This window comes from Amycolatopsis sp. NPDC047767 (assembly GCF_040704195.1).
GTDB lineage: Bacteria > Actinomycetota > Actinomycetes > Mycobacteriales > Pseudonocardiaceae > Amycolatopsis.
The window spans coordinates 52,802-67,682 of the sequence record NZ_JBEYSJ010000047.1 but is presented as its reverse complement, the minus strand read 5'-3'; the positions used below and the strand labels follow the sequence as shown (position 1 = coordinate 67,682).

13 protein-coding genes are annotated in these 14,881 nt (G+C 66.7%); 6 read left to right on the top strand and 7 right to left on the bottom strand.

Annotated features, from left to right (window positions below):
* The first annotated feature begins 743 nt into the window (after window positions 1-743).
* The 5 genes from AB0878_RS45080 to AB0878_RS45060 all read left to right on the top strand — a co-directional run bounded on the left by AB0878_RS45080 (window position 744) and on the right by AB0878_RS45060 (window position 5,067).
* Window positions 744-1,067: a transposase gene (locus tag AB0878_RS45080; RefSeq protein WP_366588719.1), complete on the top strand. Its 324-nt coding sequence runs from the start codon at window positions 744-746 to the stop codon at window positions 1,065-1,067.
* On the top strand, window positions 1,067-1,981 hold the full coding sequence (locus AB0878_RS45075; protein ID WP_366588717.1) for an IS3 family transposase: 915 nt from the start codon (window positions 1,067-1,069) through the stop codon (window positions 1,979-1,981). Before AB0878_RS45080 ends, AB0878_RS45075 begins: the two co-directional genes overlap by 1 nt.
* A gap of 386 nt (window positions 1,982-2,367) precedes the next feature.
* A complete protein-coding gene (locus AB0878_RS45070; RefSeq protein ID WP_366588714.1) occupies window positions 2,368-3,147 on the top strand; it encodes a hypothetical protein in 780 nt (259 codons plus the stop codon).
* Window positions 3,148-3,689: 542 nt separating this feature from the next.
* The gene (locus AB0878_RS45065) at window positions 3,690-3,827 is read left to right on the top strand and encodes a hypothetical protein (protein ID WP_366588724.1); all 138 of its coding nucleotides are present in this window, start codon (window positions 3,690-3,692) and stop codon (window positions 3,825-3,827) included.
* A 937-nt stretch (window positions 3,828-4,764) separates the two neighbouring features.
* Complete coding sequence (locus AB0878_RS45060) at window positions 4,765-5,067, top strand: helix-turn-helix domain-containing protein (RefSeq protein WP_366588712.1); 303 nt, start codon at window positions 4,765-4,767, stop codon at window positions 5,065-5,067.
* Window positions 5,068-6,539: 1,472 nt separating this feature from the next.
* On the opposite strand, the gene AB0878_RS45055 is transcribed toward AB0878_RS45060, so the two are convergent.
* From AB0878_RS45055 to AB0878_RS45040, 4 genes are all read right to left on the bottom strand, one after another.
* The gene (locus AB0878_RS45055; RefSeq protein WP_366588709.1) at window positions 6,540-7,631 is read right to left on the bottom strand and encodes a 3-oxoacyl-[acyl-carrier-protein] synthase III C-terminal domain-containing protein; all 1,092 of its coding nucleotides are present in this window, start codon (window positions 7,629-7,631) and stop codon (window positions 6,540-6,542) included.
* A gap of 1 nt (window position 7,632) precedes the next feature.
* Window positions 7,633-7,824 carry a hypothetical protein gene (locus AB0878_RS45050; RefSeq protein ID WP_366588706.1) on the bottom strand — a complete coding sequence of 64 codons (192 nt, stop codon included), beginning with the start codon at window positions 7,822-7,824 and terminating at the stop codon, window positions 7,633-7,635.
* Between the two features lie 134 nt (window positions 7,825-7,958).
* On the bottom strand, window positions 7,959-8,450 hold the full coding sequence (locus AB0878_RS45045; protein WP_366588704.1) for a hypothetical protein: 492 nt from the start codon (window positions 8,448-8,450) through the stop codon (window positions 7,959-7,961).
* The gene (locus AB0878_RS45040) at window positions 8,447-9,454 is read right to left on the bottom strand and encodes a hypothetical protein (protein ID WP_366588702.1); all 1,008 of its coding nucleotides are present in this window, start codon (window positions 9,452-9,454) and stop codon (window positions 8,447-8,449) included. The genes AB0878_RS45045 and AB0878_RS45040 overlap by 4 nt, the downstream gene beginning before the upstream one ends.
* A 419-nt stretch (window positions 9,455-9,873) precedes the next feature.
* Between AB0878_RS45040 and AB0878_RS45035 the strand changes: the two genes are divergently transcribed.
* Window positions 9,874-10,485 carry a hypothetical protein gene (locus tag AB0878_RS45035; protein WP_366588699.1) on the top strand — a complete coding sequence of 204 codons (612 nt, stop codon included), beginning with the start codon at window positions 9,874-9,876 and terminating at the stop codon, window positions 10,483-10,485.
* Here AB0878_RS45035 and AB0878_RS45030 read toward each other — a convergent pair.
* The 3 genes from AB0878_RS45030 to AB0878_RS45020 form a co-directional block, all read right to left on the bottom strand.
* On the bottom strand, window positions 10,475-11,350 hold the full coding sequence (locus AB0878_RS45030; protein WP_366588697.1) for a L,D-transpeptidase: 876 nt from the start codon (window positions 11,348-11,350) through the stop codon (window positions 10,475-10,477). The two genes, AB0878_RS45035 and AB0878_RS45030, sit on opposite strands and share 11 nt — an antisense overlap.
* A 67-nt stretch (window positions 11,351-11,417) precedes the next feature.
* A complete protein-coding gene (locus AB0878_RS45025; protein ID WP_366588695.1) occupies window positions 11,418-13,322 on the bottom strand; it encodes a S53 family serine peptidase in 1,905 nt (634 codons plus the stop codon).
* 885 nt (window positions 13,323-14,207) lie between these two features.
* Window positions 14,208-14,849: a hypothetical protein gene (locus AB0878_RS45020; protein WP_366588693.1), complete on the bottom strand. Its 642-nt coding sequence runs from the start codon at window positions 14,847-14,849 to the stop codon at window positions 14,208-14,210.
* Window positions 14,850-14,881 lie beyond the last annotated feature (32 nt).

Below are 14,881 nucleotides of genomic sequence, written 5' to 3'. Positions count from 1 at the left end.
TGTCCGGAATCGCGAACCTTCACAACATCCTTATGGACGTCTGACCGCAACACTAGCCCCACTAACCACAACACCAGTTACGAGACATCCCTTAGCTGTAGTGGCGGACGCGGCCGAGCTGCCAGGCCATGGTGAGACGGTGGCGTCGAACCGGATATGGTCGTGTGTATGACCCAAGACCGTCTGCTCGAGCTACAGCAGGCCCACTGGGGCCGTCGGCGTCTGAGCGCCCCAGCCACCACAAGAGAGCGCCGGCCGTAGCCGCTTGGAGATGAGCACCAGGACCATCCCCGGGAGGGTCCTGCAAGCATGCTCGTGAACGTTTTGACCGTCGTGGCATCCGCTCTGCCGACTTTGCCGGTTCCGTCTTCAGCTTCCTGAAGTACCACGCCTATTTCGAAGGCGGTTCGGCACATCGTCGACGTCCTTGGCGGTGATGGGCTCAAGATGATCGACACGGTACGCCCACCGTCGGGTCTGGCCAGGCAGCGCTACCGTCGCGCAAAGATGACGCGCAACTTGGATAGGGACGGAGCGCCGGGGCGGCGCTTCGCGATCGACGCCCCGGCTCGGCGAAGTTACAGATCGAGGTGACGTATCACGGCGTCGACCAGGCTCCGCACCAGTCCTGCGATGAGCCCGCTGACTGCGACGCGAAGCAGTGGACGGGGTTCGTTGAGGTTCACCCCGGGTAGTGGACACCGAGTTAGCAGGACGTGCCGTCCTGCTGGAAGGATGTCCTCATGCCTCCTCGCAAACGCCGGTCGTACACGGCTGAGTACAAGGTCGAGGCTGCCCACCGTGTGATCGATTCCGGCCGCACGATCAGTGAGGTCGCCCGTGAGCTGGGACTCGACGCGGGCATGTTGAGCGTCTGGGTCAAAGACGAACGGCGTCGGATCACTGCCGCCGAGGTCCACGGCGACAAGCCTTTGGAGGCGGCTGAGCGGGCCGAGCTGCAACGGTTGCGCCGGCAGGTCACCGAACTGGAGAAGGACAACGCCTTCTTGGTAAAAGCTTCGGCGTACTTTGCCGCGATGCAGAAGAACCGGCCCGGTTCGCTCTGATGGCCAAGTACGCCGGCCCCGACGAGTTCGCCGGGACCGCCGGCGCTTCCGATCCGAAGCGCACACGGTTCTCGGTGTTACGCATGGCGCGGCTGCTGGGCGTGTCGACGTCCGGCTACTACGCTCATGTCAAACGCGCCACGGCAACGGTCCTGACGCCTCGGCAGCGGCGTCGCGCCGACCTGGAGGCGAAGATCACCCAGGCGCACCAGGACTCCGACGGCACCTACGGGTCACCGCGGATCACCGCTGAGCTGCGTGACCAGGGTGAGGTGGTGACGGCGAAGACCGTCGCCAAGATCATGGCCTCGATCGGGATCGAGGGCATCAGCCCACGCACGTTCAAGGTGAAGACGACGGTGGTCGATCCGACGGCGTCATTCCCGCCGGATCTGGTCGAGCGAGAGTTCGATCAGGGTCGGCTGGACGCGGTGTGGTTTACCGATATCACGTACCTTACGTGCGGTGAGGGTGACATGTTCCTGTGCGCGATCCGGGCCGGGCACTCTCGGAAAGTGTTGGGCCACAGTGTATCTGACCGTATCAGCGCTGAGATGGTCACGGACGCCATCCACGACGCGGTCGCCGCCCGTGGCGGTGAATGTCGCGGCACGGTACTGCATTCCGACCGTGGCGGGGAGTTCACGGCGCATCTGACGGCACAAGCGTGCTTCCGGCACGGGCTGCGCCGGTCGATGGGCGAAACCGGGATCTGCTGGGACAACAGTCTGGCGGAGTCGTTCTGGTCGACGTTCAAAAACGAGCACTACTACCGACACGTGTACGCCTCGAAGACGGAACTCGTTGCCGCGGTTGACAAGTGGATCCGTTTCTACAACAGTAAGCGGCGGCACTCCGCGATCGGGATGCGCAGTCCCGACGACTACGAGAAGTCACTGCCAACAGCCGCATGAACTGCGTAAGCCCCTGTCCACCATTCGGGGTGAACCTCATTCGTGATTGCGGTTTCGAAACATGGTGCTCCTGTTGCTGTATCGGCTGCGCGGCGGCGGCGGGACCGCACCCCATCGGGTGCTCACCTGGTCGATACTCGCGCTTGCTGCCCCCTAGCCGCAACTTCCGCGAAGCACCATGAGAGCTGGCAGAGATGTCCATTCCAGCGGATGATCTCTCAAAATGTGCGACCAGTAATGACCATCTGAGCGGTATGCGCTACCATTTGAGCGGCCTTGTCGAGGTACCCGAGCTGGGTAGATAGCTCAGTCCATGACCCCTTAACCACGTTACCCCCTGACAGCTCGCAGGGCCGCTGAGATGGTTGATGAGTTTAGGAGGGTCCGTGGGATCGGTGACCGTCACCGCAAAGAAGCTGTTGGACGAGGCGGTCAAGAGATCTGGTCGCCGTAGCACCGTCCAACTGGTCGAGGGGTTCGCGAGGGTGCAGAGCCGAGACGACACGTCGACAGGTTTGTCGCGGCTCTTCGCCATGGGAGAAGTGCCGTTGAAGATCTATCTGACGCTGGTGATGCTAACTCGTAAGTCGCCGCATGTGATGTACAAAATCGTGCCGGACCATTACTGGGCGGAACTTCTCGGCTACGAGGAACTGAACGAAGCCGATCCGATCCCCGGTAGCGGAACGCGGCGGGTCAAGCGGGCCATGGCCGCGTTGGCTGCTGCAGATGCCGCGGGAGTTCGTTGGATTTCGCGAGAGAAGATCCGTGGCCGGGGAGCGCAAATCGAGGTTACGCATCCGCCGGGTGAGCACAGGGCGCCCTGGATCACGATTCCGTTGGAGCTGTGGTCGCACGGCTGGATCAACGTCATGTCTGCCCGTGCCTTGTACGTCTACCTCTGCCTGCGTCTGGTGCTTGCTGGTAAGCCGGATGACCATGGGGTGCACGTGTCCTCTTGGGATCGTGATCGACTGTTGATCAAAGATGACACTTGGCAGCGGGGAATCATTGAGTTGAAAGAATTGAAGCTCGTTCGATGTGAGGTCGCTCGGGTAGCTGTAGATCGATGGTCAACGGATCTGCGCAAGCGTCAGGTCTACTTCTTGAATAACTCGTACCTGAAGGATAATGAAAGTCCACTTGAGCCTCTCTTGAAAAAGTGACTTGAGTAAGTGGGTTTGCCGGCCAATTATCGGGCATTAGCGTTTGCCCGCGCGGCGGCTGCCGACATTGTGGCCACAGAACCTGCACCGGCCGCGACGCGGACGGGCAGGCGGGCACAGTGACGCCGTCCGGGCGATCTGCATGCAGGCCCGGTAGTCGTCTGCGACCTGACCACGGCGCTCGAGGTGAGCGGGTCGATGCTGGCGACGCCAGGGTTCGCGCTGGCGTCCTAGTCGGCCGCGAGCGACGGGAAGGCGGCCTGCGCGGCAACCTGTCGCATCTGCGCCAGCAACTCCGGTGAGTGGCCGGGATCGCCCCAGAGCGCCGAGGTGCTGGTGTCCTAGAGCCTCCCGGGCACCGTCGTGGGCGTCAGCACCACCCCGACCGTGCAGTGCTCCCACTCGCCGACCGCGGCGCTGAAGTCACAGTGCAGCGGGTGGGTGCGGATGGCCCGCGCGTCCTTCGCGATCTCTGACAAGTCGGAGGCGACCATGATCAGCACCGGGGCGAACTCCCCCGCGAGGCCGACGCGGAACTCGAGCTGGAGGCCCTGACTGGTCCGCTGCACTTGCGCATCCTGCAACGCAATCTGCCGGCTGACCGCGACTACGTCCGTCGGCTCGTGGACCTCCTCCTGGCCGGAGTTCGCGCTACCGCACCGCTTGCCGAACACGGGTAGTTTCGTGGCCCCCAGTAGGGCACCACTGCTCCCGTCAGCGCCCAGCGTGAGGACCGCGTCGAGCACCCCGATGCCGTGCAGGCCACACCGCCGCGGCACCTGTCGAGCACCCTCGCACCGGGGAGGGCGGCCTGCGGTTGAGCGACGACGCAGGCGCGGACAGGGGGTGCCGGTCGCCGAGCACGAGCAGCACGCCGCCCTCCTCAGGTTCGGACGTCCGGCACCGGAAACACGTCGTCGTCGCCTGTGTGCGCCGGCTGCTTCCAGGAGATCTACAGGGCAAGCCGGCCTACGACGTCGCCAGCGCCAAGGTCAAGAAGTTGTCGAAGCAGTACGGCTGAGCGTTCTTCGGATCGCCTCATCCGCCCTGGTTGACGGCCCGGGGGCAGTGCTCCAAAGCCCGTGCCGGAGCGGCGCTGAAGGCCGGCTGCGCGTTGGCGGGAACCGCGAAGACAGTCCGAGACCAACTGGTCGACCAGGTCGAGCGGGCACCGATGGACTTCTTTGAAGCGATGCTTTGCTTCAGAGACCTCACTGCCGACGAGACGAACGCGAGTCTCGCAACCTTCTCGAGTGAGGTCATGCCCGCCGTCAGAGCTGCTGGCACGAAACGTATGGGGCAGCGAGTTGCGGGGTTCGAGAGAGCTGCGGTCAACGGCTGACGGAGTGCGCCCGCGTCGACGTCATGCTGCTGCGGTGTTCCGTCTCAGGCGAAGAGCAGCGGTAACGCTTCGCCTTGGGAGCTTTCAGGCGGACGCGGGTCAGCGGAGGCTGCGGCCCTGCGAGGGTGCCCTTGCGCAGCGCCGAGTACGCCCGGTCGGTGAGGCAGTGTTTGACTTTCGCTCATTTTCTGAAAAAGTGGGATACAGGCGTGGATTGTGTATCCCACCAAGTGGTGGCACGCGCCGACCTCCCCGCTGGAATTCGGGAGATAGTGATGTCCATGGAGCGGTCCGGCTCTGAAGGTCCACGCTTCTACACTGTCAAGGCGGCGGCCGACCTTCTTCGGGTTTCCCCGATGACGATCTACCGCGCCGTGGAGGCCGGTGAGTTCCCCGCGGTGCGCACGCGAGGGCGGATTTCCATCCCGGCCAAGGCGATTGACCTGATGGAACAAGAGGCAATGGCCGGGCGTGCGGTTGTCGACAGTGCTGACTTCTCGAGCGCACGTGCCTCTGGCGAGCGCCTGCGTGACGTTCCCCGGCATCCTCTTCGGAGCCAAGGCCTCGACCTCGGATGACCGTCGCGGTCGTCGCGGCTTGGCCGCGCTTCGAAAGAAAGCGCCGCCAGGCCGCGCGATCGGCCGCGTGTCGTGCTCGCAGGGCCACCGCGTCGGCTTCTCCGTAAACGGGGGTGTACGTAGTGGGGGACTTCGCTGAGGTCGAGAGGCAGGTGAGGCTTTCGAGTCTTTCGGTCAGTGCCCAGTGGTCTGAGTCGGCCGAGCCGCCGCGGTACCGGTGAATCCGTCTTATCAGCCCAAGCTTCACGGCGGCGTCACGAGCATGCCGTACGGTCTTCGGGTCGAGTCTCGCTCGTTCCGCCCAGCAACGTGTGGAGATCGCCCCATCCGCGTACACGATCGCCTCGGCCAACGCGTCCAGCGCGGCAACTAGACTGCGCATGCGGATTCCGCGCACCGGCCGAGCGCGCTCGGCGGCTGCTCGGAGCGCAGCGCCGGTCGCGGCGACCCTCGACGCGCGATCCGGCGACGAGGACAGAGTCGGCTGATACGTGCTGGATGATCGCAATCGTCGTCGACGTGGGCGGTCACGTCGTGCTTCGGCTAGGGCCGGAACCCAACGCGTCGCACGCCATCGCGTTCGTCCGAGGTAGGCCGCTTGGACGGGGGATGCGGACGCGAAACGCTTCCACGCTTCTTTTTCCGGTAATCGGAGCTCGGCCGCGACGACAGTCGTGGCCGGCGCCCAGAACCAGCGACGCCAGGCTCGTCGGCCGATTTCGCGTGCTTTCGAGCCGGATGAGCTTGCACCGGCCCAGGCCTCGTCCGGCGTCACACCGGCGCGGGCGAGAGCGAGCGCATTCCCGTACTCGCCTTCGGATCGGCTGCGCCCCAGAACGCTCGAGGTCCGTCCTGCTGAAAGCTGGCGTGGTCGCCGCTTGTGTGGCTTGGTGGGTTGAGCGGACACGCGGGCATCGAGCGTTCCGTCCAGCAGCGGGCACGGGAGGCCGAGCCGGTGGCGGGCTGCCGTGAGCCTGAGCGTTCGCCGGACAGTCGCGGAGACTTCGTGGCGAGCGGCGCTGGCGCTGACGAGTTCGTTGAACTCCGTCGTAAGGGCTTCTGGGAGGTCGACGATGACGTGGAAATGGCCGTCACGCCCTGATGCTCGACGGAGCCAAGGAAGCCCGAGCCGGTCGGCCCACTGGACCAGATCATCGGCGAGAGCTACACCGGTCTCCGGTTCGCCGGCCGTGTCACCGGGGTCGACGTCGACACCGACAGCGGGAGACCTGAGGGTGCCGACTATCGACCGCGCGAGTGGATCGGTGGCGAGCAGTCGAGAGGCGTCGTCCGCAGAGTGCGCGATATGCCGGGGCTGGTTGTCCTCGCCGATCACGATGTACGGCGCGATGAACAACACGCGGTCGAGATCTGCGGTGTCGACGCGGCGATGCGTAGTCAGTCGGTCAGTTGGGTCGCAGGGCATGGAGGGATTCCTCGTTACGCAGCTGGGCCGTGGTCAAGGGGCCGTCTCAACCGATGTGGTGCCGTGGTGCGGATCGCCAGGGCCAGCGCAGCGGAGGGGCGTTGCGCCGCAAGGAATCGGGCACATTGTCGATCTGAAGGAGGACGGCCGTCCAGGTCATGCCAATCCCGATGCCGATGAGGGCGACGCGGTCGCCGGCGTGCACCGCTCGTCGAGCGAGCAGGTGCGTGAGGCCGATGATCTGGTCGTTGGGTCCGACGTGCCCCCATTGGTCGCCGGCGTGCTTGAGCGTGACCACATCGGAGAGACCGAGGGGTTGGAGGCACTGGGTCTCAAGCTGGTGGTGGCCGTAGTGCGGCAGAACGACCCAAGCCAGATCGTCCAGCGTGAGCTTGGTGTCGTCCAGCACGCGGTTCATTACGGCACGGATTCCGCGTGCGTTTCGGGTGTGCACGGACCTCGTTCCGACAGTCCGCAGGTATTCGGTCTTGCGTTCGCGTACGTGCTCGACGCCGACTTCGGTGGTGCCGGCGGGGAGGAACCGGCTGTGGCCGCGGTGGAGCTGCTCGAGCGTGGGGTCGGTGTAGGACGCCGTCGCGAGAACTCGTGCCAGACCCGGCTCTCGGGCGAGGATGAGCGCGGATCCACCGTCGCCGTACGCGGTGCCGTGGTCGGTCGTGAGGTGGTCGAACGCCGGTGCGCCGAAGGTTTCGCCTCCGGTGAGCAGGACGTGCGAGATGTCGTCGCTGCCGGAGATCATGCGGGCGGCGAGGTCGATGCCGCCGACGAGGCTGTTGCTCATGGCGTTGATCTCGGTGGCGATCCCCGGTCCGGCGGGAAGCCCGAGGCGCGCGCGAACGTAGCTGGCGCGGGACCAGAAGTCGATGCCACGGCTTCCTCGCCAGATCGCTGCGTGGAAGTGGGCGTTGGGTATCGGGAGAGCACCTTCGCTCACCGCGGCGAGGCTGGCTAGCGCCGCCTGACCGGCACGGACCGCGAGGTCCATGCCGGTGGTGTTCCGGGCCACGGACACCGCGCGCTGCCCGGACCGCCTGTCCAGGCCGGCCTCCGACGGTACTGGCACGAGCTCGCCGAGAGCCGCCCCGATGCCGCGGATGTGCAGATCACGCCAGAGCACGTCACATCTCCGTCGTCCGGTCGGGCAACGACGTGAGTTCGCGCCTGATCGCTTCGACTGACGTGTAGTACGCCCGTAGCTGACGGCTGGTGATTCCTGCTGAGGCCGCTACTTCGTCGAGAGTCGGTGGATCCGAGGCGGGAGCGCCGGTGGCGAGCAGTTCGCGAGTCGCGTCGACGATGTGGGTGCGCATGTACGCCTCCGTGTGGACTGCTTTGGTGGAGGGCCGGTGGTGCCGCGCCGCTGCGAACACGCGTCGCGCGGGGCGAAAAGCTCGTGCGGTCGTGCCGGTTGTGCGCTGCAGTTGGTGCAGATGGCGAGGGTGTCTCACCGTGGCCTCCGAGTTCTACCGACTCGGCGGTGGGTGATGCGCTCGAAGTGGTCCGCACGAAGCTGCTCGGCTCGGGAGACGACTGCCGGCTCCAGCTCCGGTACCGGTTCGAGCGCGGACCAGAAGCCCGGGTTTGTCGTGACCTCGAGCATCAGCACGGCGGCGTTGCGGCTGAGGTTGACCACGGCGTACGGCAGGTTCCGGCGCACGTAGACAAGGTCCCCGGGGGAGGGTAGGGCCGCGCGCAGGGAGCGGCCGGACAGCACGGCCGCGTACCCGCTCAGGAGGACCAGCGCGGTCTCAGCGGATCGGTCTCGCTGCACTGGGAGGTGCCGGTTGCCGGGGATCAGCAAGCGTCCGGCGGACACGTGCTCGGTGGGCACGGTGGGGGCGTAGAGCACTGAGGTGACGAGCGCCCCACCGGGCATGGTCCGGGTGTCGGCGCCACTCGGACGCCGGTGAACGGCGAAGTCGAGCGCGCTGGTCATCGGGGGTCACCCGTGCTCCCGCGGTGGGTGGCGAAGGGGCGGAAGGGCGCTGTAGCGAGTTCTCGAGTGAGCGCGGCGTTGTCGGCTGTCTCGGCTGGAGACCGGCGGCCGTGTCCGCATGCGGCGGCCACCGCTGTCACTCGCCGGCCGAGGGCGTTTTCCGCGAGGTCGAGTGCTCGGCGGGACTCGGCGGGATGATGTTCGTCGGCGAGGCCGGCGATCACCTCGATGTCGTGCGGCAGCTGGGCGAGCGCGCGGTAGAACGCCGGGTCCGTTGGTGGGCCGGTGATGCCCGTACACATCGGGATGTGCACCGGTGGGAGGGCTTCGCCGAGCCTCGTCAGGCGGCGGTGCACCGCGCGGACCAGTCCGACCGCCGGACCGAGATCGCGGGGGATCACGACGGGCTCGTGGTTGAGGTCTCCGTGGCAGAGGTGCAGGATCCAGCGGGCTTCGCGAGGCGTGTCGATGATGAGCCTGACGATGTGACCGGCGAGGAACGCGGTCGTCATCGGCCTCAGCGCGCGAGGAGCCAGGCCGAGGGCGATCAGTGATGTTGGTGTCTCGATCTGGAACACAGCGTCGTCACCGAACCGCTGGTGGATCTCCTCGACGTCGTCGACGAGCGCCTGGCGGAAGGCGCCGAGGTGCGACATCAGCTGCAGCGGTGCGCCGAAACAGATGTAGGCGAGATCCAACGGGTTCGGGATCGATACTTGCATCGGGGGGAGCGGGTCTGTGTTGTCGAGGCCGCGACGGGCACCCATGACCGCGGTGGCTTCGCTCGCGCGCCGGAGCGACACGTCCTCGGGCGCGAGACATTTTCCAGCGGCGACGCGGTAGTGCGGGTAATCGTCGTAGCTAGTGGAGTCGCCGTCGCGGATCGGTGTGAGCGCGTTTCGCTCTGCGAGCTGGTAGAGCCAGCTCGTGACCCAGTCGGGATCGCGATCGCAGGGAAGCGTGCGCAGCGGGATTCCAGAGGACTGATCGAGCATCCATCGCATGGCGCTGCGGTCGTCGGGATGAAGTTCTCGAGGTAGCGAGCCGACGAAGTGAACACCGCGTGCGGAGTGGCTGATGTGGCGTTCGGCGGGGTGTTGCGAGGTGATTGCGGACATGTTCTCCCCAGCTGTGGATGGGTTGCGACCGAGCCAGCGAGGGGAGGGGCCGGTGTCTCAGCGTCGGAGTCGGGGCGCGTGGCCCGCCCCCGCACGACGCGGGGACGGGCCACGGTCTAGCCAGGTGGACGGGGTGGGGCGTCGATCAGTGGGTCACCGGGAGGTGCACCGGCTTGGGCGTGCTGGTCGGAGCTGGGCGTTGGCCGCCGCCGATGTGCCGGCCAGGTTGTGCGCGATCCCCGGGGCGCTCTGTCGGCTTGGGCGGGCGACCGGGCCGCGACGGCGGGTTCAGGGCGCCAGGGCTGGTGCTGGTCGCCGGCGTGGTCGACGTCCCGACGCCACAGCTCACACTCGCGACGTGCACGGTGATCGCCGTTTTCGAACCGGGGGTCGTGACCACGATGGTGGCCGCGGTGCCGCTGGACCCACCGGACTTTCCGGGCGTGACGATGAGGTTTCCCGTGCTGTGCGCGGCGGCGCTGATCGTCGTGACACCGTCGCGGCACTTGGCGGAGAAGGGTCCGACGGTGGTGCCACCGACGCGGACTGTGACGACCGTGGCCTCGGCCAGTCCCTCGCCGACGCGAAGGGAGATCCCGCTCGCAACGACGGCTCCGGACCGGGTGGACGCCGATCCGCCTCCCGTTCGGATTGCGCCGCTGCTGCTGACCGTCGGAGCAGGACCGAAGCGCTCGCCACCGGTCACCTCGATTCCGTTCGCCGAGGAGGCCGACGTCGCCGCTTGCGCCTGGGGCGGTCCTGCGGTGATGCCGAAGGCATGCGTGAGACCTCCGGCGACCATTGCGCCTACCGCGAGGCTGCTCAAGCCGAGGCTGGTGACGACGGTGCGGCGGTTGTCGCGTCGAGATGTCGACATGGCTTTCCTTCTCTTCGTTGGTGTTCCGGTCAGCGGATGAGAACGGGCGTGCCGAGCGGCACCGTGGTCACGAGGACGTGCAGGGCGTCCGTGGGAATGCGGATGCACCCGTCGCTGGCCTGCTTGCCGAACACGGCGGAGCTCGGCCAGGTGTGGATGGCGGTAGTTCCCGGGCCGCCGCCGAAGGTGTCGTAACTGTTCGAGTGGATGCCCAGGGGGAGGATCACCGGGCTATAGGTCTGCCGGCTGTCCTGAACGGACGCCATCACGAAGGTCCGCCCGGCCGGGGTCGGTGTCGCGGACTTTCCGACGCCGACCTCCCACGATCCGATCTGGCGATCGTCGCGGTACAAGTGGAGCTGAAACCGCGCCCTGTCCACCTCGATCCGATACGGGGTCTGTGCGGTCTCCAACGTTTGGTCCTGTGTGGACAACCAGCCGGTGGAGCTGTTCGGGCGGCTCGGCAGGAGGACCTGCACCCACCCGCTCTCTTGCGCGACGACAGGAACCCACGTGTCCGATGCGATCTCCTGCGCAGGCAATACCGCGATCGCCTGGCCGCCCGGCTCGGAGTACACCGGGACGGATTCGAGCGGATGCACGACCGTGCCGCTCGGCACCGCCTGCTGGTCGATGTCGGCGGGAGCGTCCGTGAGTGTGGTGAACGTCGTCGCCGCTGGCAGGCTGTCGAAGTTCGGGACGGCCCGCGGCGCAACAGTCACAGCCTGGACCTCGTTCGCCCCTGCAACAGCCGGGTGCTGAGGGTTGGTGTGGTCGGGATGACCTGAGGCCTGGAACCAGACCACGGCGGCAGCCGATGCCAGAAAGAGCAGGGGCATGACAACCACCGCGACGACCAGGTAGCGGCGACGAGCGTCGTAGGCCGGCACTTCGTTTGCGGGCATGGCGATCCTCCTGAAATAGGGGCGGGGTGGCGCGGACCCGCCCCCCGAGCGGGTCCGCGCCTGCGCGTCAGCCGGCCGCGAGGGCGGCGACGAAGCCTGGGGCAGGCGTGCCGACACCGGTCACGTTGTCCCAGCCCTGGGCGCTCTGCAGGGACTGCGGTCGCGCGTCGAAGTCGACGAGGTACGAGCCCTCCGCCCCGGGAACCGTGGCGCCCGCCACGCTGTGCATCGTCGGGGTCCACACGCCGGCTTTCTGCGGCGTTACGTCGGTGATCCCGTCGTGCATCGAGTAGAGCGCCGGCGTGAGCAGCCCGCCGCGGCCGCCGCGGATCTGCTGGGCGTCCGCCGAGAGACCGGCGATCAACGGCGAGGCGACCGAAGTGCCTCCGAACGAGCCAAGCCCGAACTGGCCGTTGACGGTCTGGCCGACGAGCATCCCGGTGTACCCGTCGGCCAACGCGGCCACGTCCGGGACGGCTCGGTGCCCGTTCGCCACCGAGCCCGGGACGACACCGGCCTGCCAGTCGGGCTCGTCATACAACGCCGAGGTCCCACCGCCACCGCCGCCGGCGAACGGGCCATCGGCGTCCGACTGCGGCACCCACTGATCTCCGGAGAGGGTGTTGCCGCTGTTCTCCCAACCGCTGACGACAACGGGCTTGTTCGCGCTGTCGAGGCCGACGCTGGTGCCGCCGACCGCCGTCACCCACGGCGTGCTCGCCGGGAAGCTTGCGGTCGGGTGACCGGCGAGGGTCTCGTTCGTGCCGGCGTCACCGCTGGAGACGGTGATCGACTGGCCCTGGATCGCGGCCTGCAGCGCCACCGAGTTGAACTGGTCGCGGGCGGCGGGGGTGAGGCTGTTTTCGCCGTCGGCGTTTCCCCAGGACAGGCTGATCACGTCGGCGACGTTGTCCGTCACGGCCTGGTTGACAGAGTCGTAGAGGCCACCCAGGCAGGTCGTCGCGGCGTAGTAGCGGATCTTCGCGTTCGGCGCGATCGTGTGCGTGGCCTGGACGTCGAGCGTCTGCTCGCCGGCCCAGCTGTCGGGGTTGCACTGGTCCTGGTCGGTGAAGCCGCCCTGCGGGAGCACTGCCGAGTACTGGCCGTCCGCCAGGGCCGGGATGCCGAGCTGCGGTGCGGCACGGTTCGTGTCGTCGACGACCGTGGCGGAGTTGTAGGCGCCGACGATGCCGATCGTCGTGCCGTCACCCCGGTCGTCGGACCCGAGGCCGTACATCGCCCGGACGGACGTTCCGGTGTATCCGCAGAGTGAGTTGGACTGCGCGCCCGCCGGGTACTTCTGCGGGACGTCGGTGTTGTTCTGATCGCCCCACCAGCGGGAGCAGTGCTGCTCCGTTGTGGCGGACGGCGCGGTGTGCTGGGGCTGGATCGCCATGGCGCTGTCGTCCAGGCCGAGAACGGCGGTCACCGTGCCGCGCAGTTCGCGGGGGATGGTGATGGGCGAGTCCGGGGCGATGAGCGTCTCGACTCGGCCGGCGATGCGCGAGCGGTACTTCGACAGTGTTGCACCGAAGGCACGCTCGAGGCTGCCGGTTGTGGCCTGTGCGTCGATGAGGTGCTTGTTGCCGCTCACGCCGGTGACGGTCACGCCCTCCCGTGTGAGCCAGTCGCGGACTTGGGACACGGCGGTGTCGGTGGGCCCGAACCGATCAGTGAACTGCTGCTCGGTCAGGAATTTCCCGTGGGCTGGGTTTCCAGGAGTGGAGACCGCGGCGGCGAGCTTGGCTGCGGCGCCCTCATCGCGGAGGGCTAGCGCGACCTGGACGTGTCGGACGGTCGAGGAGTCCGTGCTCCCGACCTTCGCCTGCGGCGTGGCCCACTCCGGCGTGCTCCCGGAGACGACCGTTCGGTCTCCCGCTGATGGGCTCACGATCGTCGTCGGCACCGTCGCGGAGACCGCCGCGAACGCGAGCGCGGAGGCCAACGCCGTGGCGGCGTGTGACAATTGCATGGTAGTCCTTTCAGTTGATTTAGGGCAGGACAAATTGGTTTCCGTGGATTGCCGGTTTTGGGTGCGCGAAAAGAAGCTCAGGCTTGGGTTTGGTTGCCTGGCGGGCGCATATTGGATCGGTGAATGAACGGTGGTCGGCGCGCGCGAGTCCGTGCGGCACCGGCGTGATTCCCGTCAGGTCAGCAAGTTCGGTGGGCCAGCGTTGCCGCTGTGACGTGTAGTGCGACTGTCCTGTTAGGCTGAATTTGCCGAGGGAAGTGATGTTCTCGATTGAATTCGATGAAGCGACTCGACGTTGAGCCTTGCTACTGAAAAATCTCTGGTGTGAGAACACTGCCCTCGTCGTCCGATTCGCAAGGGCAACTGCTGTTGCGCGCACGGATGTGCGGTAGTGGATTTCGGCACGCGTACTCCCCGCTCCACGGCCACTGAGCCTGAACGCCGCGCCCTCCCTGACGCGGCGGCACCAGATGACCAGGTGTCCTCTACCGTAGCGGCTGAGATAGTTTTGTCAACACAGTGATACAAGACTGCTGGATAAGCGGGTTTTTGTGTCGTCACGCGCCGCTAATGGGTGTGCGGATGTGCGGCTACTGGATCTCTCGCGCGCGGTGACGTTTCTTGTCGACATCGATACCAGCTGCTGGAGCGCCCGTCATTCGCGAATCGCCCAGGAACCTGCGTGATGCAGCGTCCAGTGTGCGATGAAGGTCCGGATCGCGCGCCGTGACCCTTCGCTGGCCGATCTGCCGGCGTGAAGGCGTGATCAGGGCCGCGGGAGTGCCATGCAGAGGTGACGCAGATTCCTCTATCGAAGAGGTCCTGCGGGGCAACCTGAGGGAGTGACGTCGAGCTCCGCGCCCAGAGGCGTGCGTGGGCTGGTGGTCAGCTCTTATCGTCGGAGTCGTCACGCTGGTGCTTCGCGATGCCCTCCAGGACGTCGAGGAACGCGAGTTGCTGTTCGGCTGTTGTGGCATCGAAGACGGCCGAGACCTCACGGGCGCGGACGCCCTGGAAGCCGATCTGCTTCATCAGCTCCCAGGTCCTGCCGGTGACGCCGCCGAGGGTGCTGGCGGGCAGGTCAGAGATGTCTTCGGCTTGGGACTCGGCGATGCGGTCGGCGGTGGCGCTCGGGTCGAGCAGCCTTGGGTCGATCCGCCAGAAGTCGGCCATGGCGTTCGCGACTGATGCGCGAGGTGGTGGGCGACGGCCGGTCCGCATCTGGGAGATCGCGCCGCGGGAGATCGCCGTGCCGGAGTGGTGCTGAACCCAGGCGGCGATGAACGAGGCCGTGGCCTTGTGTCGACCCAGGTATTCGATCCGTGCGCTGATGATCGCGGGGTCGGTGACCGCGGTGCCGTCTTGGAGGTAGAAGTGTGACTCCTCGTCCAGCAAGTACGCCAGCCGCTCGTGGAATGTGGGGAGGGAGAGCAGTTTCGACGTCAGCGCGGCCTGAGTGTCGCCGTACCTGGTGGGGATCGGCGTGGGCTGGTCGGGCTGCGCGGGAGTCGGCGGCCTTCCTGCCATCGTGAACGCCCCCTGCGGCTGTCGGTCGAATC

Coding starts and splice junctions, on each gene's coding strand:
- AB0878_RS45020 (WP_366588693.1), bottom strand. CDS start 14,849: ATGGCAGGAAGGCCGCCGACTCCCGCGCAGCCCGACCAGCCCACGCCG.
- AB0878_RS45075 (WP_366588717.1), top strand. CDS start 1,067: ATGGCCAAGTACGCCGGCCCCGACGAGTTCGCCGGGACCGCCGGCGCT.
- AB0878_RS45030 (WP_366588697.1), bottom strand. CDS start 11,350: ATGCCCGCAAACGAAGTGCCGGCCTACGACGCTCGTCGCCGCTACCTG.
- AB0878_RS45080 (WP_366588719.1), top strand. CDS start 744: ATGCCTCCTCGCAAACGCCGGTCGTACACGGCTGAGTACAAGGTCGAG.
- AB0878_RS45045 (WP_366588704.1), bottom strand. CDS start 8,450: ATGACCAGCGCGCTCGACTTCGCCGTTCACCGGCGTCCGAGTGGCGCC.
- AB0878_RS45025 (WP_366588695.1), bottom strand. CDS start 13,322: ATGCAATTGTCACACGCCGCCACGGCGTTGGCCTCCGCGCTCGCGTTC.
- AB0878_RS45060 (WP_366588712.1), top strand. CDS start 4,765: ATGTCCATGGAGCGGTCCGGCTCTGAAGGTCCACGCTTCTACACTGTC.
- AB0878_RS45040 (WP_366588702.1), bottom strand. CDS start 9,454: ATGCGATGGATGCTCGATCAGTCCTCTGGAATCCCGCTGCGCACGCTT.
- AB0878_RS45050 (WP_366588706.1), bottom strand. CDS start 7,824: ATGCGCACCCACATCGTCGACGCGACTCGCGAACTGCTCGCCACCGGC.